The 17,654-nt window shown below is 65.2% G+C and carries 15 protein-coding genes; 4 read left to right on the forward strand and 11 right to left on the reverse strand.

What is annotated here, in order from left to right; all coding sequences use genetic code 11:
- Positions 1 to 618 precede the first annotated feature (618 nt).
- The gene (locus L0U84_RS13050; RefSeq protein WP_233850377.1) at positions 619 to 2,298 is read left to right on the forward strand and encodes an AMP-binding protein; all 1,680 of its coding nucleotides are present in this window, start codon (positions 619 to 621) and stop codon (positions 2,296 to 2,298) included.
- 332 nt (positions 2,299 to 2,630) lie between these two features.
- Here the strand turns inward: L0U84_RS13050 and L0U84_RS13055 are convergent, their stop codons facing one another.
- Together L0U84_RS13055 and L0U84_RS13060 are read right to left on the reverse strand one after the other, a co-directional pair.
- Positions 2,631 to 3,152 carry a GNAT family N-acetyltransferase gene (locus L0U84_RS13055; protein WP_233850378.1) on the reverse strand — a complete coding sequence of 174 codons (522 nt, stop codon included), beginning with the start codon at positions 3,150 to 3,152 and terminating at the stop codon, positions 2,631 to 2,633.
- 201 nt (positions 3,153 to 3,353) lie between these two features.
- Positions 3,354 to 3,998: a hypothetical protein gene (locus L0U84_RS13060; protein WP_233850379.1), complete on the reverse strand. Its 645-nt coding sequence runs from the start codon at positions 3,996 to 3,998 to the stop codon at positions 3,354 to 3,356.
- 211 nt (positions 3,999 to 4,209) lie between these two features.
- Here L0U84_RS13060 and L0U84_RS13065 point away from each other — a divergent pair, with 211 nt between their 5' ends.
- Positions 4,210 to 4,524, forward strand: a complete 315-nt coding sequence (locus L0U84_RS13065; protein WP_129956550.1) for a helicase — start codon at positions 4,210 to 4,212, stop codon at positions 4,522 to 4,524.
- A 209-nt stretch (positions 4,525 to 4,733) separates the two neighbouring features.
- On the opposite strand, the gene L0U84_RS13070 is transcribed toward L0U84_RS13065, so the two are convergent.
- Positions 4,734 to 6,149 carry an MFS transporter gene (locus tag L0U84_RS13070; RefSeq protein ID WP_233850380.1) on the reverse strand — a complete coding sequence of 472 codons (1,416 nt, stop codon included), beginning with the start codon at positions 6,147 to 6,149 and terminating at the stop codon, positions 4,734 to 4,736.
- A 60-nt stretch (positions 6,150 to 6,209) separates the two neighbouring features.
- Complete coding sequence (locus tag L0U84_RS13075; protein WP_233850382.1) at positions 6,210 to 7,382, reverse strand: M20 aminoacylase family protein; 1,173 nt, start codon at positions 7,380 to 7,382, stop codon at positions 6,210 to 6,212.
- A 116-nt stretch (positions 7,383 to 7,498) separates the two neighbouring features.
- On the opposite strand from L0U84_RS13075, the gene L0U84_RS13080 reads away from it, so the two are divergent.
- Positions 7,499 to 8,449 (forward strand): LysR substrate-binding domain-containing protein, encoded by a 951-nt coding sequence (locus L0U84_RS13080; RefSeq protein WP_233850383.1) that lies wholly within the window; start codon positions 7,499 to 7,501, stop codon positions 8,447 to 8,449.
- Between the two features lie 37 nt (positions 8,450 to 8,486).
- Here the strand turns inward: L0U84_RS13080 and L0U84_RS13085 are convergent, their stop codons facing one another.
- Entirely contained in the window at positions 8,487 to 9,380 is an 894-nt protein-coding gene (locus L0U84_RS13085) for a LysR family transcriptional regulator ArgP (RefSeq protein ID WP_233850384.1), read from the reverse strand.
- A gap of 116 nt (positions 9,381 to 9,496) precedes the next feature.
- Here L0U84_RS13085 and L0U84_RS13090 point away from each other — a divergent pair, with 116 nt between their 5' ends.
- Positions 9,497 to 10,126 carry a LysE/ArgO family amino acid transporter gene (locus tag L0U84_RS13090; RefSeq protein WP_233850385.1) on the forward strand — a complete coding sequence of 210 codons (630 nt, stop codon included), beginning with the start codon at positions 9,497 to 9,499 and terminating at the stop codon, positions 10,124 to 10,126.
- A 16-nt stretch (positions 10,127 to 10,142) separates the two neighbouring features.
- Here the strand turns inward: L0U84_RS13090 and L0U84_RS13095 are convergent, their stop codons facing one another.
- Genes L0U84_RS13095 through bcsE form a run of 6 tightly spaced genes read right to left on the reverse strand, consistent with a single transcriptional unit; the run spans position 10,143 to position 17,631 of the window.
- The gene (locus L0U84_RS13095; protein ID WP_233850387.1) at positions 10,143 to 10,388 is read right to left on the reverse strand and encodes a hypothetical protein; all 246 of its coding nucleotides are present in this window, start codon (positions 10,386 to 10,388) and stop codon (positions 10,143 to 10,145) included.
- The gene (gene bcsG / locus L0U84_RS13100) at positions 10,385 to 11,956 is read right to left on the reverse strand and encodes a cellulose biosynthesis protein BcsG (RefSeq protein ID WP_233850388.1); all 1,572 of its coding nucleotides are present in this window, start codon (positions 11,954 to 11,956) and stop codon (positions 10,385 to 10,387) included. The genes L0U84_RS13095 and bcsG overlap by 4 nt, the downstream gene beginning before the upstream one ends.
- Positions 11,957 to 12,006: 50 nt before the next feature.
- The gene (bcsA, locus tag L0U84_RS13105) at positions 12,007 to 14,538 is read right to left on the reverse strand and encodes a UDP-forming cellulose synthase catalytic subunit (protein WP_233850389.1); all 2,532 of its coding nucleotides are present in this window, start codon (positions 14,536 to 14,538) and stop codon (positions 12,007 to 12,009) included.
- Positions 14,538 to 15,320 carry a cellulose biosynthesis protein BcsQ gene (gene bcsQ, locus L0U84_RS13110; protein ID WP_233850391.1) on the reverse strand — a complete coding sequence of 261 codons (783 nt, stop codon included), beginning with the start codon at positions 15,318 to 15,320 and terminating at the stop codon, positions 14,538 to 14,540. Before bcsQ ends, bcsA begins: the two co-directional genes overlap by 1 nt.
- Entirely contained in the window at positions 15,317 to 15,529 is a 213-nt protein-coding gene (locus L0U84_RS13115) for a hypothetical protein (RefSeq protein WP_233850393.1), read from the reverse strand. The genes bcsQ and L0U84_RS13115 overlap by 4 nt, the downstream gene beginning before the upstream one ends.
- Positions 15,526 to 17,631, reverse strand: a complete 2,106-nt coding sequence (gene bcsE / locus L0U84_RS13120; RefSeq protein ID WP_442794000.1) for a cellulose biosynthesis protein BcsE — start codon at positions 17,629 to 17,631, stop codon at positions 15,526 to 15,528. Before bcsE ends, L0U84_RS13115 begins: the two co-directional genes overlap by 4 nt.
- Positions 17,632 to 17,654: the final 23 nt, after the last annotated feature.

Consider the following 17,654-nt stretch of genomic DNA (forward strand, 5'->3'; position numbering starts at 1 on the left):
CACGGTGGGCTTGCTGGCCGCGCGGCTGGGTCGGTGGCTTGAGCGCGTGCCGCGCGACGGCCGGGTAAAGCTCGGTGCACTTTGGCAAGGCACCGACCGAGGCTGGGGTTTTGCCACTTGCAAACCGCCCACTTCAGTCAGACAGCTTTCTCCAAATCGGTCAGTCAGCCAAATCCAGATTTTGCAAACTGGAGTGCACTAAGCGTGCCGTTGGCGACCTCACCCAATCGGCCACGTTCTGCCGTTCACCGTACACGGAAGACGGGCATTCAAGCGGCCGCTACTTTTCGGACAATGGACGCTCGTGCAAGGCCACACATCCGATCTGACGGATATGTGCGCTACAGCACACTTGGGCTCCCGTAGCGAGAATAGGCTGGGAGTCAAAAATTTGCGACCGTCTAATTTGCCACGCAACACAGATCCCGAGATCCAATTTGCGTTCTCGGCAATTGGTCGCGAATTCCAGTCTTCGCAGAAATATCGTCTTTGATATTCGATGCGGCCCGTGGTATTGCCGTGGTGACGGCCCCCCCACAAAGTTGATAAGCCTCGCTGGAAGGCGTCGAATCGCTGTGGAGGCGGCAAACGTCGAAGCAGTCCGTAGCGGAGGACGAAATGTCATACCTGCCCTGGCTTTCGCAATATCCCTCCGGCGTTGCGGCGGACATAAGCCTCAATGACTATCCTTCAATGGCAGCCCTCCTGGAACAGGCCGTCGCACGCTACGGTAACCGCGTCGCCTTTCATCAGTTCGGAGTGGATCTCACATATCGCCAACTGGACGAGAACTCCGCTCGCCTTGCCGCCTATTTTCAGAAAGACCTCGGGCTCAAACCCGGGGACCGCATCGCGCTAATGTTGCCGAACTCCCTGCAACACCCCATCGCAATGTTTGCCGCGCTCCGGGCCGGGCTCACCGTGGTCAACGTCAACCCACTCTACACCGCTCCCGAGCTGGCGAATTTGATCAAGGATTCCGGTGCGCGTGCGATCGTGGTCATGGAGGTTTCCGCGGCCACTGTCGAGCAGGCGCTCGTCCATGTCACCATTGAACACGTTATCGTCGCGCGCGTCGCGGAGATGCAGAACTTCCCGAAGTCCGTCCTTGTGGACTACGTCGTTCGAAAAAAGAAAAAACTCGTCCCGGACTGGACGATCGCCGGTGCGATCGCTTTCAGGACCGCCATGACCGCGCGCCTGGCGGCGGACTTCACCCGGCCGGCGCTGAACCGCGAGACAAGAGCGTTCCTGCAATACACCGGGGGCACTACTGGTGACCCCAAAGGGGCCGTGTTGACACATGGCAACGTACTCGCGAACGTGCTGATGTTTGCGGCATGGATGAAGCCGGCGTTCCGGGAGAGCGGCGAAATCTCACTCGTCGCGCTGCCCCTGTACCACGTGGCGGCCCTGGTGTGCCAATGCCTGGTCTCGCTTCACATGGGAAACCGCTCCGTTCTGGTGATGAACCCACGAGACATTCCCGCCCTCGTGAAGGATTTTGCGACGCACCGGCCAACCTTCGTTGGCGGCCTCAACACGCTATTTACGGCGCTGATGAACAACCACGATTTCGGAGCGCTCGATTTCTCGGCATTGCGCAACACCTTCGCGGGCGGTACCGCGACCCAGCCTGCAGTTGCCGAGCGCTGGCAGAAGCTTACTGGCAGCCGGGTGCTGGAAGTCTACGGGCTGTCGGAAGCCGCCGGCGCGCTGACGGCCAATCCCGTAACGCTTACGGCTTTCGAAGGTACGATCGGTGTGCCGTTGCCTTCCATCCGCATTGAAATCCGCGATGAAAGCGGCTTGGCCGTACGCACCGGGATGCCAGGTGAAATCTGCGTCGCCGGGCCCGTCGTCATGCAAGGCTACTTCAACCGGCCCGAGGAAACGGCGCATGTGATCGGCGAGGATGGATTTTTCGCGACCGGCGATATTGGGATCATGGACGAGCGTGGCGTGATCAGGATTGTCGATCGCAAGAAGGACATGATTCTGGTCTCCGGCTTTAACGTCTACCCGAACGAGGTGGAGGGCGCGCTCTTTCGACATCCGGACATTCTGGAGGTCGCAGTGGTTGGTGTGGCGGATCCCCAATCCGGCGAGACTCCCGTCGCCTTCGTGGTGAAAAAGGAACCGGGGCCGACCGAGTCGGAACTGATCGAGTTTGCGCGGACGAGCCTGGCTGCCTATAAAGTGCCGAAGCATGTGGTCTTTGTGAACGATCTGCCGAAAACCCCGGTCGGCAAAGTGCTGAGGCGACAATTGCGAGAGCGACTGGTGAATCGAATCTGACGCAGAGTGCCTACGTCTGATGACCGGAGGATGTTGTGTAGACCGACGGTCCTTGTGGAGCCTCGCTAACAGCCGCCAAACGCTCAGGCTTATCGCAAGGCAAGCAGCGTTGAGTGATTGCCGGAACTCGATAATCTGCCTATGACATCGCATAGGCTCCAGTGGCCGCCCAGGGTCGGCTGCGGGCGCTCGCCAGTCGAGTCGGGCGCGCCGCACATTGGCTTGCGCTGGACTTCCGGGTTCGGGCGAAGAGTTCATAGCCGGAAAGCGGCCAGTCCGCAGTGCGTACTCCCGACCCGTTTCGGCCGACCACCGTTCCACAAAGCGGACGCTCAGTGTCCACCTTCAAGGTGTCGCTCGACGTGCACGAGGTCGTGCCAATCGCCGTGCAAATGCATGCTGCGTTTCGCAACACCGTATCGGACGAATCCATTGCGCTCCAGGACGCGAGCGGAAGCGCGATTTTGAGGACGGACAGTCGCCTCGATTCGCCACAGCCGCAGGTCCAACCGAGCCGTTTCCAGCACGAGCCTTACCGCTTCGGATGCGTATCCATGCCCCGCGAAACGCTCGCCAATGCGATATCCAAGTACGGCTTTGTTGAAATACGGACGTACGACCCCGACAAGATTCACCCTCCCAACGATGACCCCCTCGCATTTCACAAGGAACTGATACGCCTTGTCGCCTTCGATATCGGTCTGTGCAGCCTCTATCGCGTTTCGCACCGATCCGATGTTGTAGTAACTGTCCTCGCGGGCGTTGATCCAATGCTCGAAGTAGGCGCGATTGTCAACTTCAAACTGTAGCAACGCTTGCGCATCGCTCAATGTCGGGTGGCTGATTTCTACCATGTGCGAATGAAAATGAATGGATTGGAAGACAGGTCACGCGGTGACTTTGCTTCATGTGTCCGTCGATTGTCGGCCATCTACCGCCCGAAGTCGAACGTCCCTTCATGGCCGAACGCCGCAAACCAATCAGCCGCTGCTCCCTGCTTTCGCCTTCGTCCAGCCCGGTTAAGCAGACGCGAAAACAACCCCGCCAGAAGCAGCTCAGTTCCGGAAGTTTTCCTCGCAATCTTCCCAGTACCGAAGCGGGTCGAGATGTTGTGGATAGCGCGACTTTAGCCACGCTGAGAGCCTGGTCCAATCTGGATGGTTGGTACCCGTTTGAGCAGACCAGATCGACGACCTTTCCAGAATCTGGCCGTTCCCGCGATCACGGACCAGCAAACTGCCTAGTCCGCTTAAACTGTTCGCCTGCGTCTCAACCAGATACCTTGGCAGGACCCTGAGCTCAGCATCTTCGGCCCATCCGTATAAGGCGCGGACCACTCCGGAGGGATCTCGCAGCTCTATGGGTCCGCTTTGCGGGCGAATGGCCGTCCATCCTTCAGGGAACTCGGTGACAACCTCGTTTTTGCCTTCCCTCACCCACTTCACGCGCCATGCGCGCACCAGCGACTCGCGCATGCGAGACACCGACTCGTAGCCAGCAGGCAACTCGATCGCCATCGGAAGAGTAATGAGGTTGTCTTTCCAGAGTTTGGTTTCGTCGTCGACGCGCTCAGCCACGTCGAACATCCCAGGCTCGAACGGGTTCTCGGGCCGGCTGGATACGCTTGCCTTCCCTTCGGGCAATCCCTCGAAAAGGCGCTCAGCATCATGCCGGGTAAGTTTCGTCTTCCCTTTTTTCATTGTGTGTCCCTACAGTAAGGATGTCGCTAGTGCCTGGGCCCTCACGACCGAAATCAGGCGCCACTTTCTCTCACGCGCTTTTGAACTGGCTCGCGATCTTATTGTGCGCCATTCGCTTGTTAATGGATGAACGGAGGGAGTAAGGTGGGCGTCCGAAGCTAGTCCGTTACACCCACTGTTAGAATCGCGAACTTTTTCCCGGGAGCGACGAATGTCTTGGTTCATCTATGAAGTGCCTGAATACAACGAAGACGGGGCGCGCATCGAACCCTTCAGCGACCTTCGCAGCCGCGTCCTGAAAGTCAGCGGGCAGGCAATGGCTGACGAACTGGAAAGCGTCCGCGAGAACGCCGCGACGACGGCGGACACGCCCACGCGCCCGCTCCGCGCCCCGGAAAATCCTCACGTATTCCCGATCCCCTATGCCGACTCCATGATCCTGGTCGGCTTCATTTTCGAACTGAAACGTGAGTTGCGACATCTTGTGGTGTCACCCGTGGAAATGCCTTGGCTGAAAGACGCGTAAAAAACGGGACCATCGAGGCAGCCCCAACCCGGCGAGGCAAACCACACCGAACTGAACCGGACGATCCAACATCATCTGCACGATCCAGTCCAAACTTCCAAAGGCGAGCGATGCCGGCGTTCGTTCAAACGCCGCGTAGCAAATGACAAAAGAGGCGCGATCAAAAAAATCGCGCCTCTTTTTTTGAGCCGATCGCGGCCCCGGTCACATCAATCGATCGCCCTGCCCGCCGTCTCCCGCATAAACGGCAACGGCAGTAACGACACCACACTGCAGCCAATCAGATACCAAGCCGGCGCAAGATTACTGCCCGAAATCTGAATCAGCCAGGTCGCGAAAAACTGCGCGAACCCACCAAAAATCGACACCCCAAGGCAATACACGATCGACATACCCGTCGCGCGAATCGCGCGCGGAAACAGCTCAGGCAGCATCACGATATTGGGCACCGCGGTGAACGTGACGAGCAGCGCGAGGCCCGCAACCACCGCGAGCAGCACCGGCACTGTCGGCGACGCGTTGATCGCCATGAATGCCGGGTAGACCGCGAAAATCAGCAGCACGCGCGACACCCACAACACGCGCTTGCGGCCGATCCGATCGGACAGCGCGCCCGCGAACGGCGAGCAGATCACCGTGACCACCGCGCCGGTCCACGCGGCCCACAGCGCGGTCCCCATCGGCAGATGCAGAATACGGATCGCGTACGTGGACAAATAGAACAGCACGATGTAATTCGCCGCGGTGCCGCCGATCGTCGTCAGCACACCGGTCGTGATCGAGCGCGCGTGATCGCGGAACAGGTCGCGCACCGGCAGCGACGGCGCTTGCGCGGGGGACTTCGCAACAGTATTCGAGGCGGCCTGCGCAACAGCGCCGCCAGCCGCGGGAGGGCCATCCTCAATACCGGGAAGCGTCTCGTCGAGATGCCGCCGGATATAGATGCCAATCGGCCCCATCGCCATGCCGATCACGAACGGCACGCGCCAGCCCCAGCTTTCGAGCGCCGCCGGCGACAGCGTCGCGGCCAGCGCGACGCCGAGCAGCGACCCCACCACCGTGTTCATCCCCTGGCTCACGAACTGCCAGCTGCCGTAAAAACCGCGCGTGCGATCGCTGCCGTATTCGAGCAGCAGCGCCGTCGATGCGCCCACCTCGCCGCCCAACGCGAAACCCTGGATCAACCGCGCGAGAATCACCAGCAGCGGCGCCGCGACGCCGATCGCCGCATAAGTCGGCGCAAACGCGATGATCGCGGAGCCGAGCGTCATCAGCCACAGCGTCAGGCTCATTGCGGCCTTGCGTCCCGCGCGGTCCGCGTAGCCGCCCAGCACGACGCCGCCCACCGGCCGCATGATGAAGCCGACGCCGAACGTGCCGACCGCGAGCATCAGTTGCACGAGTTGTCCTTCGACCGGGAAATACAGCTTGCCGATGATCGTCGCGAAGAAGCTGTAGATCGTGAAGTCGAAAAACTCGAGGCCGTTGCCGAGCGTGATCGCGGCGATCGCCTTCGCGTGGCCGAGGCGCTTGCGGGGCTCATCGGCCACGCGCTGCGCATCGAGCGCATCTGGCACTTCGAGCCCATTGGCGCTCGCGCGCCGCGGTGTGGCGGAATAGTCCATCTGTGTCTCCATCGTGATCTTGTTGCTGCCAGGGCAAAGCGCTCGCGCGCCGCCGCCGCGTCAAACGAGGAACGTCTGCGCGAGCTTGACCCAGTAGGCCGCGCCGGTCGCGAGGCAAGCGTCGTTGAAGTCGTAGCCGGGGTTGTGGACCATGCAGCCGCCCTCGCCGTCGCCATTGCCGATGATCAGATAGCTGCCCGGGCAGCGTTCGAGCAGGAACGCGAAGTCTTCACTGCCGGTCAGCGGTTGCATGTCGCGAATCAGTCCGTCGTCACCGAGCCAGTCGAGCGCAACCTGGCGCGCGAGCGCGGTCATGGCGGCATCGTTGACGAGCACCGGGTAGCGGCGCTGATAGTCGACCTCGGCACGCGCGCCGAACACGGCCGCCTGGCCGGTCGCGACCTCGGTGATGCGTTGCTGAAGGTGGTCGCGCACCTCGGGCCGCAGCGCGCGCACCGACAGACGCATCTCGGCGGTTTCGGGTATCACGTTCGGCGCTTCGCCCGCGTGAATCGCGCCGACCGTGATGATCGACATATCGAGCGGCGCGATGTTGCGCGACACGATCGACTGCAACGCGAGCACGATCTGCGCGCACACGACGACCGGATCGACCGCCTTGTGCGGCACCGCGCCATGACCGCCGCGGCCGATCACCTTGATGATGACCGTATCCGAGGACGCCATGAACGAGCCCGGCAGGAAGCCGAACTTGCCGGTCGGAAAGCCCGGCATGTTGTGCATCGCGAACACGGCGTCGCAGGGAAACTGCTCGAACAGGCCGTCGTCGAGCATTTTCTTCGCGCCGGCAAGGCCTTCCTCGGCCGGCTGGAAGATCAGATTCAGCGTGCCGTCGAAGCTCTTTTCGCGCGCCAGATGCTTCGCGGCCGCGAGCAGCATCGCCGTGTGGCCGTCGTGACCGCATGCGTGCATCTTGCCGGGCAGCTTGCTCGCGTACGGCAAGCCGGTGGTCTCGTGGATCGGCAGCGCGTCCATGTCGGCGCGCAGACCGAGCCGGCGCGTACCGTTGCCGAGCTTCAGTTGCCCGACCACTCCGGTCTGGCCCAAGCCGCGATGCACGGTATAGCCCCACTCCTCCAGCCGTTCGGCGACCAGATTGCCCGTCGCGAACTCCTCGTAGGCCAGCTCCGGGTGGGCGTGGATGCTGCGTCGCAGCGCGATCATTTCCTGTTCGACTTCGGCGATGCCCGCCGGAATGACCATCGTATTCATGCCGTCTCTCTCCATGTGAGCGTGAACCGAGCATAGCCGCGCCGATATTCGAGCGGCAGGCGTAGAATCGTTGCCGGTGCCAACTACTGGTTGCCCCCATCACCCGCCTAATGCCGATGAAACTGCATCAGCTCAATACCTTGGCAGCAATCGCGGATACCGGAAGTATCCGGGCCGCCGCCCGTTCGCTGGGGCTGTCTCCGGCCGCCGTGACCAAGGCGATGCGCGAGCTCGAAGCCGATCTGCACGCGCCGCTGATCGTGCGCAGCGCGAGCGGCGTCGCGTTCACCGAGTTTGGCCGCGCACTCGTCGTGCATGCTCGGCTCGTGCTCGGCCAGTTGCAGCGCGCTCAGGCGGAAATCGAGGCGTTGCGCGGAGCCGCGGCCGGCAAGCTGTCGATCGGCGTCACGCCATGGATCGCGCTGACCTTTCTGCCGCCCGCCGTGCAGCGCTTTCGCGAGCGGATGCCGGAGGTGCAGCTGGAATTCTTCGAAGGCCTGCTCGCGGTCGTGCAGCCGCGTCTGCGCGACGGCAGCCTCGATTTTTCGATCGGTCGGCCGCCGCCCGCATCGCCGCAGTCGGAGTTTCAGAACGCGCCGCTCTTTTCGACGCATGCGGCGGTGGTCGCGCGGCGCGACCATCCGAAGGCCGGATGCCGCACGCTGCTCGACCTGCAAGACGAGGAATGGATCCTGAACTGGGACCCGGCGAGCCGTGAGTCGATGTCGAACAATCTGTTCGTCAAGCGCGGCATGCGGGTGCCGCACACGATCGTGCTCGCGCATTCGCTCGCGATCGTATTGGGCCTGCTCGCGCACACGGACATGGTCAGCATCTTTCCGTGGCCGCTCGTCGAGGTGATACGCGCGAAAGAAAACCTGTGGGCGCTGCCGCTGCGCGAAACGCTGGACGAAACCATCATCAGCATCACGTCGCGGCGTGGCGCGCCCACCAGCCCGGCGGCCGCCTGCTTTCTCGACTGCCTGCGAGAGACGATCGACGAAGGCGCGCGCTCGCAAGACCCCGAGCAGCGCCGGCTGTTTCATTCGATCGAGCTGTTGCTCTAGGGGTCGGCGCGTTCGTGCCTGCGGCACCGCCGCGCAGTCAATCGAGAAACTCCCCCGCCCGCTTTCTGAGCATCGCGCTGAAATCGTCGAGCCAGCCGATCGACAGCCGCCAGCTCTGCCAGTACAGATCCACGTCGATTTGCTTGCCCGGCGCGACCTCGACCAGCTCGCCGCGCGCCAGATGCCCGGCGATCATCCGCTCTGGGCACATGCCCCAGCCGAGGCTCATCACGCACGCGCGCAAAAAACCGGCGACGTGCGGAATCCAGTGCAGCGGCGGATCGAGTTCCGCGCGCGTGATGCGTCGCATGAAACGCTTTTGCAGCTGATCCTTCGGATTGAAGTCCACGCACGGCGTGCGCCGCAGGCTGTCGCGCGTGACGCCGTCGGCGAAATAGCGCGCGAAAAACGCGGGCGAGCACACCGCGAGGTAGCGCATGCGGCCGAGGCGCGTCGAGCGGCAGCCCTGCACCGGTTCGGCCTGGGTCGTGATCGCGCCCTGCACGCTGCCGTCGCGAATGCGCTGCGCGGTGTAGTCCTGGTCGTCGATCACGAGGTCGAGCAGCATCTCGCGTTCGACGCAAAACGGCGCGACCGCGTCGATGAACCAGGTGCCGACGCTGTCGTCGTTGACCGCGACGCGCAGCGCCGGCCACTGCTCGACCAGCGCGCCGGGCAGTGCCGGCAGTCGACCGTTCAGCTCCGCTTCGAGCAGTTGCACGCGCTCGGTATGGCGGCACAGCAGCGCGCCCGAGGTGGTCGCCACGCACGGCTGACCGCGTTTCACGAGCACGCTGCCGACGCGCTCCTCGAGCAGCTTGACCCGCTGCGACACCGCGGACGGCGTGATATTGAGCTCGCTCGCGGCACGGTCGAACGAGCCGTGGCGGACCACGGCGGCCAGCGCGTCCAGCAAGGCGTAGTCGAGCATTAGCGCTCCTTAATCGGCATTAAGTAAATTAGCTTCTCTTATGAGATGCCAACACGCAGACTAGCGCTGTTGGATTTTCCCGTCTATCCCCGCTGCTTCCCTTTTTCGGACCATCTATGAACTGGTTGTCTTTTTCCCACGGCGCGGCGCTGTGCGCGTCGCTGATCGTGACGATCGGCGCGCAGAACGCGTTCGTGCTGCGGCAAGGCATCATGCGCTCGCACGTCGGCAAGATCGTGCTGTTGTGCACACTGTCGGATTTCATTCTGATCGGCGCCGGCGTCGGCGGCGCCGCGGTGCTGATGGAGCGCTTCCCGAACTTCGTGCACGCGATGCTCTATGTCGGTCTCGCGTATCTCGCCTGGTTCGGCATCAGCGCGCTGCGCCGCGCGGTGCGGCCCGGACACGCGGTGCTCGATGCGTCGAGCGGCGCGTCTGCCGATCAGGCACCGCCCACGCAACGCGCGCTGCCCATCATCCTGATGACGCTCGCATTCACGTGGCTCAATCCCCACGTCTATCTGGACACGTTCCTGCTGATCGGCACGGCTGGGGCACGCGAGCCTGAAGGTGCGCGCGTCGCCTTCGCACTCGGCGCGATGGCGGTCAGTGCGGTGTGGTTCGTCGGACTCGGTTATGGCGCGCGCATGCTTGCGCCGCTGTTTCGCCGCGCAAGCGCATGGCGTGTGCTCGATGGTGCGATCGGCAGCATGGTGTTGCTGCTGGCGGTCACGCAGTTGCGTTGAGACCGCGACACAGGGCTCATTTCACTTCAGATTCATGCGGCGCACCGCGCGGCGCTTGCACATCGGCTACATCGCGCGGCACCAGATTCATCAGCCGCGCGAGCACCGGCCACTTCAGCAGCGACTGCTGGTAGGCCCCCTGCGCCTGAGCATCGAAATAGCGGCGCGGCTCGACCTCCGGCAGACGCAGCGCAAGGCCGCTGATATCGTCGACGGGCCAGCCCCGCGCGGCGTTTTTCGAGGTGTTCCGCGCATTCGTCATTTGCCGTCCACCCACACGCCGTCCGGCGTCTTCACCACATAGCCGGACGCGGTCTTCATCGTCACGGTCCCCTCGTTTTCGCCGACCATCTGCGTTTGCGGTAGATTCGTCGCGTACTGCGACAGGCTCACACCCGGCTTGAACGGGCTATTCGATACGAGATTCGACAGCAGCTGCGCGAGCGCGAGGAAGCTCGACGGATTGTCGATCACCGTGGTCGCCCCATGACTGCCCTGGAAGCCGACGACGCGCACGCCGACCGGCCCATGCACGATGCGCGGCGTCGGAATTTCCCGCAGGCCCGCGATCTGGTTCGTGTCGCCGCGCAGCGCCGCACCGTGCTCGGGCACGAACACGATCACCGCGCGCCGCCCCGACGACGCGATCAGATCGGCAAAGCGGTCGAAGTCGCTCATCAGCTTGTTCACGCGCAGCGGATACGAATCGATACTCGACAGATTGTTGTTCGGCAGCCGGTTGCCGTCGTGCAGGCTGATCGTGTTGTAGTACAGCGCGACCGGCCCCGCGATGCTCGCGCGCTGCGCGTACCACGCCGCGAGCGTCTCATAGTCGTCGCGGATCGGCGAGCCGTCGAACGCATGCATCGCGACCGGCACGCTCGTGTTCGGAATCAGCGGTACGTTCGGCATCCCGGCGTTGTCGCGGATCAGCTCCAGGAAGTTGTCGAAGTGGCCGTCGTGGTTCAGCATCGTCTGCGGCGTGTAGCCGGCCTGCGCGAGATCGGCGAGCAGATAGCACTGCTGCGGCGCGTTCTTGTACAGGTCCGCGTGCGCCTGCTGCCCGCAGCTTGCGCGCAGCACGCGAATCGCGGCCGGGCCGCTGTAGCTCGCCGCGGTGCTGAAGTTCGTGAACAGATAATCGAAGTGAGAGAGCAGCGGATGGTTGCGCGCCTTCGCGACGTCGAGGTCGTCCCACGACAGCGAGCAGATATGCAGCACGATCACGTCGAACTGCGTGTTCGGGTCGGCGGCGAGATGGCCGAAGCTGACCTGCCGTTGCGACTCCTGGGTGCGGAACGCGGCGAGCGTCGCGTTGTGGTCGAGCGGCTGCGCGGCGAGCGGGTTGTTCGTTCCATTCGCGCCGGGATTCGTTGCCGCGTTCGCTGCTGCACCGCGCAGTTGCGCGAGCACCACCCCGCCCTCGTGCCACAGCGGAATCGCGACCAGCGCGATCAGCACGAAGGTCGCCACACGCACCCAGCGATTCACGATCAGATAGCCGACCAGCGCGCCGAGCGCCGCGAGCAGCAGCATCGGCGGCAGGAAGCGCTGCGCCAGTTCGAGCCAGTAGCCGAAGCTGAAGGTGGTCAGATTGCCGAACTCCTCGGTCAGACGCGAGAACGGCGGCACGTTCGCCTCGTGGTACATCAACGGCACGCCGAGCGCGAGGCCGACCAGGTTGCGCACGATGCGCAGCGCGCGCCGGCGCAGCGTCGAACTCGCGACGAGCGCGAGCGCCAGGCCGAGATTCGCGAGCCACAGCGGCTGCAGATGGCCGCCCGCGAACAGGTACAGCTTCAGGATGAAATACAGGTTCCACAGAGTCATCAACGGGTTCTCTCATTGGCCTGTGCGCAACACGTCGCGCACAGGCGCCATCAATATCGGGTCCGGTCGAGCGCGAGCAGCGTCTGGCAGGCACGCGCGAGCCCGCCCCACAGCCGCGAGTAGCCTTCGACACCCATCTCGAGCACTTCCTTCAAGCCGCGCAGCGGCGCGTCCTCGGTCGTTTGCTCATCCCAGTCGAGCCACGCGTCGGCGCGGCCGAACGTGCACTGCACCAGCTGCCGCTCCTGTTCGAGCGTGAGGCCGTCGAAGCGCACGCCGAGGTGCCGGCCGGCGCAGCGGCTCACGTACACCGGAAAATGAAACTGCCGATCGCCGCGGCTCAGGCACACGCCGAGGCTGTCGCCGGGCGCGAGGTTCAATCCCGGTTCGACATCGAGACCGAGGCCGCCGGTCGAATAATCGCTGGTCGTGCACGCGAGCGTCGTGCCGTCCGCGAGCAGCAGCGTCGCCGCCGCGCGCATCGCGATCCGATGCGTGACCCGCACCTGCTTCGCCTCGCGCGCGACGCTCGCGGCCGCGCCGAGCATCACGAGGTTGTAGAGCGTCCAGAACACGTTCATCAGGATCGTCGCCGTTTCGCCGCCCTGCCCGAACGTCAGCCGGTATACGCCGGCGGCGAGCGCGCCGGTGTTCAGCGCGAGCAGCACCAGATACGGTTTCGAGGTCGACCAGTCGAAGTAGCCCTCGCTGATGCGCCCGCCCTTGTCGGTCACGTTGAACTTGCCATGCTTCGGGCTGAAAAACGCGATCGTGGTCGGCAGCGCGATGTACCACGCGAGCACCGACTCGTAGACTTCGGCCCAGAACGAGTGACGGTACTTGCCCTGCATCCGCGAGTTCGCAATGTTCGCGAGCACGATGTACGGCAGCACGAATCCGGCGATCGTCGTCGCCGATGCGTTGATGAAGTACATCTGGAAGAACAGGTACGCCATCGGCATCGTCAGGAACACGAGCCGCGGCACGCCGTAGAAGAAATGCAGCATCGCGTTGCCGTAGCACAGCCGCTGAAAAAAGCTCAGCCCGCGGCCGACGAACGGATTGTCGATGCGGAAAATCTGCGCCATGCCGCGCGCCCAGCGCGTGCGCTGCCGGATATGGCTCGCGAGGCTTTCGGTCGCGAGACCGGCGGCCTGCACGGTCGGCAGATAAGCGGTCGTGTAGCCGCGCCGGTGCAGCTTGAGCGCGGTGTGCGCGTCTTCGGTGACGGTCTCCACCGCGATGCCGCCCACTTCTTCGAGCGCCGCGCGTTTGAGGATCGCGCACGAGCCGCAGAAGAACGACGCGTTCCACAGATCGTTGCCCGACTGCACGAGCCCGTAGAACAGATTGCCTTCGTTCGGCACGCGGCGGAACGTGCCGAGGTTGCGCTCGAACGGGTCCGGCGAGAAGAAGTGATGCGGCGTCTGCACCATCGCGCAGCGCGCGTCGCGCAGGAACGTGCCCATCGTCGTTTGCAGGAACGAGCGCGTCGGCACGTGATCGCAATCGAAGATCGCGACGTACTCGCCTTGCGTGCTGGCGAGCGCGCTATTGATGTTGCCGGCTTTCGCATGACGGTTGTCGGCGCGCGTCAGATAGCCGATGCCGCAGGCCTGCGCGAATGCTCTGAATTCCTCGCGGTGGCCGTCGTCGAGCAGATACACGCGCAGCTTGTCGGCGGGCCAGTCGATGCCTTGCGCGGCGAACACGGTCGGCCGCACGACGGCCAATGGCTCGTTATAAGTCGGGATATAGATGTCGACGCTCGGCCAGCTCGACGTATCGGCGGGCAAACTGGCGACCGCGCGCTTCAGCGGCCACGCGGTCTGCACGAAACCGAGCAGCAGAATCACCCACGTATACGCTTCCGCGCCGAACAGCAGATAGCCGAGAATCGCCTCGCCCGGCGTCTGGAACGACAGCGTCTGCGTGACGCGCCACCACACGTAGCGCACCATCGCGAGCAGCGCGAGCGTCGTCAGGATCAGCACCGGCATGCGGCCCGGAAAGCGCCGCACGATCAGCGCGACGACCACGAGGACTGCGAAGAACTCGAACTGACCTTCAGATTGCAGCGGTGACGTGCCGATCACCGCCCACAAACCCGCACCCGCGACCACCACGAGCGGCAGCAGCCAGCGAACGTGGCCGACGCGCTGTGTCGCAGCTTCGAGCCGTGCGCCCCAGCGCTGCCACGGCAAGCTCGCCAGCAGCGCGTCGACGCGCTCGCGCCCGCGCCGCCCGAGCAACCAGAGCGGCACGAGCCAACGGTCGATCCAGGCGCCCAGCGCCCGTACCGTCGCCGCCGCGCTTCGCGACGACGAGCGTGGCGCGCGCACGAACGCGCGCCACAGCCATGCGCGCAGTCGATGCGGTTCGAGCACACCCCATTGCAGCGCGAAATGCAGCACGGCCGCGCGAATCCAGCGACGTACGTAGTCGGGCTTGCCCGGCGCGGGTGGCTGGAAGAACAGCCGCACGAACCAGTCGAGCGGCGTGCGCGTCGCGGGCACGCCGAGGCCGCGCGCGAGCCAGTCGAGCGCACGCTCGCGCAACGAACGCGTTTCGCGCGCGCTCATCACGCGCCGTCCTGCCGATCGAGCGGCGCCGCGGCCTCGGTGAGCCACGCGTCGAGCCAGTTCGCGAGCCCCTGCAGATCGTGCGATGCCTGCGAATGCGGGGCGTCGTCGAATGGCCACGTGCCGCGCGCGAACGACTCGGGCAACGCGACATCGAGATGCACGCGCTGCGCGAGCGGCAGGTTATCGCCGAGCGCCGCGCCGAGCATCGCGAGCACGTCGCGCTGCATGTCGCGCGCGGGGTTCAGCCGGTTCACGATGACGCGCAGCTGCGCGCAAGCATCGCGCAGCGCGGCGAGCCGCGCGACCAGCGTCGCGCAGGCGGCCGGCTCGGGCGGCGTCACGCACAACGCGAGGTCCGCGCAACGCAGCGCGTGCTCGGCCTGCTGCGACGGATAGCGCGCGGTGTCGATCAGCACGACGCCATCGCGCGGCAGATCGAGTTCGGCGAGCGCATCGGCGAGCCAACGCGGCTCGGCGGCGAGACGCGCGTCGCATTGCGTGCTTTGCGCGGCGGATACCGCGCCGTACGGCACGAACAGCACCCCGTCCGCATTGCGCCACGTGTACGCATGCCATGCGGTGTCCGCATCGAGCAGCGCTTGCGACAAACCGGTCGCCGCGAGCCCGTCGATGCCGAGCTGCGCGCCGAGCATGTTCTGCGGATCGAAGTCGAGCGCGACGACCTGGCGGCCGCGGCGCGCGAGCAATACCGCGAGCGTGGCAGTCAAGGTGGTGCGGCCCGTGCCGCCCGCGGTGGAGACGACGGCGATCGTTTTCATCGCGCCACCTCGTCTGGCGGCGTATCGAGCGCGGGCAGCAGACGCGCGCGCAGCGCGACCGGCTCGATCCCGCACGGCACCACGTCGCGCGGATCGAAGCCGCGCATCGCCGCGAGACCGCGCCGTGCGCCGACGCGCTGCCAGACGATCCACACCGGCAGCGCGACGACCATGCCGGCCACGAAACAGATCAGAACCAGTTCGATCATTCGATGCTCCTCGCGCGCACCGGCATCGCGCTGGGTTCCGCGCGACGGCGCGGCGGCGTGGGTTGGATTGGGGAGCGCTGCGTAACCAGCGGCTTCGCTGTCGTTACTTCGACATGCCTGGCAGTTGCGTTCGCCGGCACGGGCGCGCGGGGCGCCACCTCGCCATCGGCTGCGTGTTCGGTACGCGCATGAACCAGCGCTTCTTCAACCTGCGCCAGACGCACGGCGGCCACGTGCGCCGCTTCGCGCGCGGCGTCGTCCGGCGAAGCGGCCAGCGGCGAGCGCAAAGGCACGCCGTCGCGCGCGGATGCCGCAAGCGCGGATGCCGCAAGCGCGGACGCCGCGAACATATCGCTGTAGTCGGCGATCCGCGTGCGCCGGTTGGCGGCGTCCAGCGCGTCGAGTTCGGCGCCGATGCTCCCCTCAGCCAGATGCACCAGCGTATCGGCGAGCCGTTCGACCGGCACATCGATGATCCGCGCCAGCGCGGCGTCCGCATCGGCGAGCCGGCAGGCGAACAGGAACACGTACAGATGCGACCCGTCGACGGTCAGCACGTCGCCCGCGCGGCGCGGCACGCAGTGCTTCAGCGCATCGACGTGCGCGCATTGCGGCAGCAGCGTCAGCTTCACGAGCACATGCGGCAACTGCAGCACCGCGCTGCGTGCGAGCACGAGGCGCACGCGCTCGCAGAACGCGCCGGCCGGCAGATAGCCGCGCACGTCGTCGCTCAACGCGGCGCTCAAGGCGCTGCGATAGTCGGCGGCGACGGGTCGCGTATGGAGCTGCCCCTGCAGCGACTGCAGCAGCGACTGCATGCGCGAGAACGGCAGGTCGCGGCCGAGCACGAGGTTCGCGCCGAGCGTCAGCACGAGCAGCTCGTATTGATGGCGCAGCACTTCTCCGCGCTCGACGACGACGATCTTGAGCGCGCGCCCGGCCTGGCGGCGCAGCGCATGAATCGTCGCGCACAACGCGTCGAGCTGCGCGCCGCCCGCGTAATCGAGCACCACGGTGGCGGCCTGCGCATGTGCGCACGCGCTCAGCACCGCGGCCTGATCGGCGCACACTTCCCAATGCGGCGGCAGCCACGCCTCGTGACCGCGCACCACCGCGCGGCTCACGACGACCCGCTGCTCATCGCGCGCGAGCAGGCGTTCGCCGCGCGCGACGCCGCCGGCCGGTGCAGCGGGCGCGACGCTCAGGCGACCGCTATCGGTAAAGCGCAGCGAGCGGACTTCGCCCGTCACCAGCGTGCGATCCGCGCGCCAGAAGTCGGCATGCCACAGCAACTCGCCGTGCGTGCGCTCCATCCGCGCGACGCCCGCGCATGCCGCATGGAACGCGTTGCGGCGTGGCGCATCGACGACGCCATTCGGCGCGCCGCGCGGGTCGAGTGAATCGGCGTCGCCATTTCCATCGACGCCGAGCAGCAACACCAGCGTGATACCCCTTGCTGCGCACCAGTTCGCGAGCATGCGGCCTTCGTGCGCGAGCGCGGCGGCGTCGTGCCAGTTGAACCAGCGTTCGGCGCCTTCGATGAAATACAGCGAGCGCGCACGAAAACCGAAGCGCTTCAGCGCGCGCAGACCGCCGAACAGTTTGCCGTGCGTCGCGGCGCCGTCGGTGTGCTGTTCCAGCGCTTGCGAGTCAGCGGCGAGCGGCATCGCGAGCACGTTCAGATTGCGTGGCCAGCCGGCGGCTGGCGCGCCGGCGCTAAAGCCCAACTCGCGCAAACGCCGGGCAACGGCCGCGCGCTCACGCGCGAGCACGAGCGTCACGTCGCGTGTGAGCGCGGCGCGCGCGCTTTCCCAGATCAGTATGTCGACGCCCAGCGTGTCGACGCCCGGCGTATCGACGCCCGACGTGTCGACGCCCGGCGTATCGACGCCCGGCGCATCGCCCCCTGGCGCGCGCGGCGCCGCGTAGATCGCATACAGCTTGCCCGCTTCGAGCGCGGCCCATTCGTCGGGCAATGCCTCGATCGCCAGACGGCCGACCTGCTGCGCGCGACGCTGCGCGGCACTGCCGCCGAACACGCGCAGCCAGCGGCGCAGCAAAGCGCGCACACGCGGTTGGGTTGGATTCGAAACGGTGTTCACGTCTGCTGTCCCCGATCTCGTTG

Source organism: Paraburkholderia sp. HD33-4 (assembly GCF_021390635.1).
Classification (GTDB): Bacteria; Pseudomonadota; Gammaproteobacteria; order Burkholderiales; family Burkholderiaceae; genus Paraburkholderia.

Bases quoted from the DNA above. Each gene is read 5' to 3' on its own strand.
- bcsG (WP_233850388.1), bottom strand. From the start codon at position 11,956: ATGACTCTGTGGAACCTGTATTTCATCCTGAAGCTGTACCTGTTCGCG.
- L0U84_RS13115 (WP_233850393.1), bottom strand. From the start codon at position 15,529: ATGATCGAACTGGTTCTGATCTGTTTCGTGGCCGGCATGGTCGTCGCG.
- L0U84_RS13050 (WP_233850377.1), top strand. From the start codon at position 619: ATGTCATACCTGCCCTGGCTTTCGCAATATCCCTCCGGCGTTGCGGCG.
- L0U84_RS13065 (WP_129956550.1), top strand. From the start codon at position 4,210: ATGTCTTGGTTCATCTATGAAGTGCCTGAATACAACGAAGACGGGGCG.
- L0U84_RS13070 (WP_233850380.1), bottom strand. From the start codon at position 6,149: ATGGACTATTCCGCCACACCGCGGCGCGCGAGCGCCAATGGGCTCGAA.
- L0U84_RS13080 (WP_233850383.1), top strand. From the start codon at position 7,499: ATGAAACTGCATCAGCTCAATACCTTGGCAGCAATCGCGGATACCGGA.
- L0U84_RS13085 (WP_233850384.1), bottom strand. From the start codon at position 9,380: ATGCTCGACTACGCCTTGCTGGACGCGCTGGCCGCCGTGGTCCGCCAC.
- bcsA (WP_233850389.1), bottom strand. From the start codon at position 14,538: ATGAGCGCGCGCGAAACGCGTTCGTTGCGCGAGCGTGCGCTCGACTGG.
- L0U84_RS13055 (WP_233850378.1), bottom strand. From the start codon at position 3,152: ATGGTAGAAATCAGCCACCCGACATTGAGCGATGCGCAAGCGTTGCTA.
- L0U84_RS13060 (WP_233850379.1), bottom strand. From the start codon at position 3,998: ATGAAAAAAGGGAAGACGAAACTTACCCGGCATGATGCTGAGCGCCTT.
- L0U84_RS13090 (WP_233850385.1), top strand. From the start codon at position 9,497: ATGAACTGGTTGTCTTTTTCCCACGGCGCGGCGCTGTGCGCGTCGCTG.
- L0U84_RS13095 (WP_233850387.1), bottom strand. From the start codon at position 10,388: ATGACGAATGCGCGGAACACCTCGAAAAACGCCGCGCGGGGCTGGCCC.
- bcsQ (WP_233850391.1), bottom strand. From the start codon at position 15,320: ATGAAAACGATCGCCGTCGTCTCCACCGCGGGCGGCACGGGCCGCACC.
- L0U84_RS13075 (WP_233850382.1), bottom strand. From the start codon at position 7,382: ATGAATACGATGGTCATTCCGGCGGGCATCGCCGAAGTCGAACAGGAA.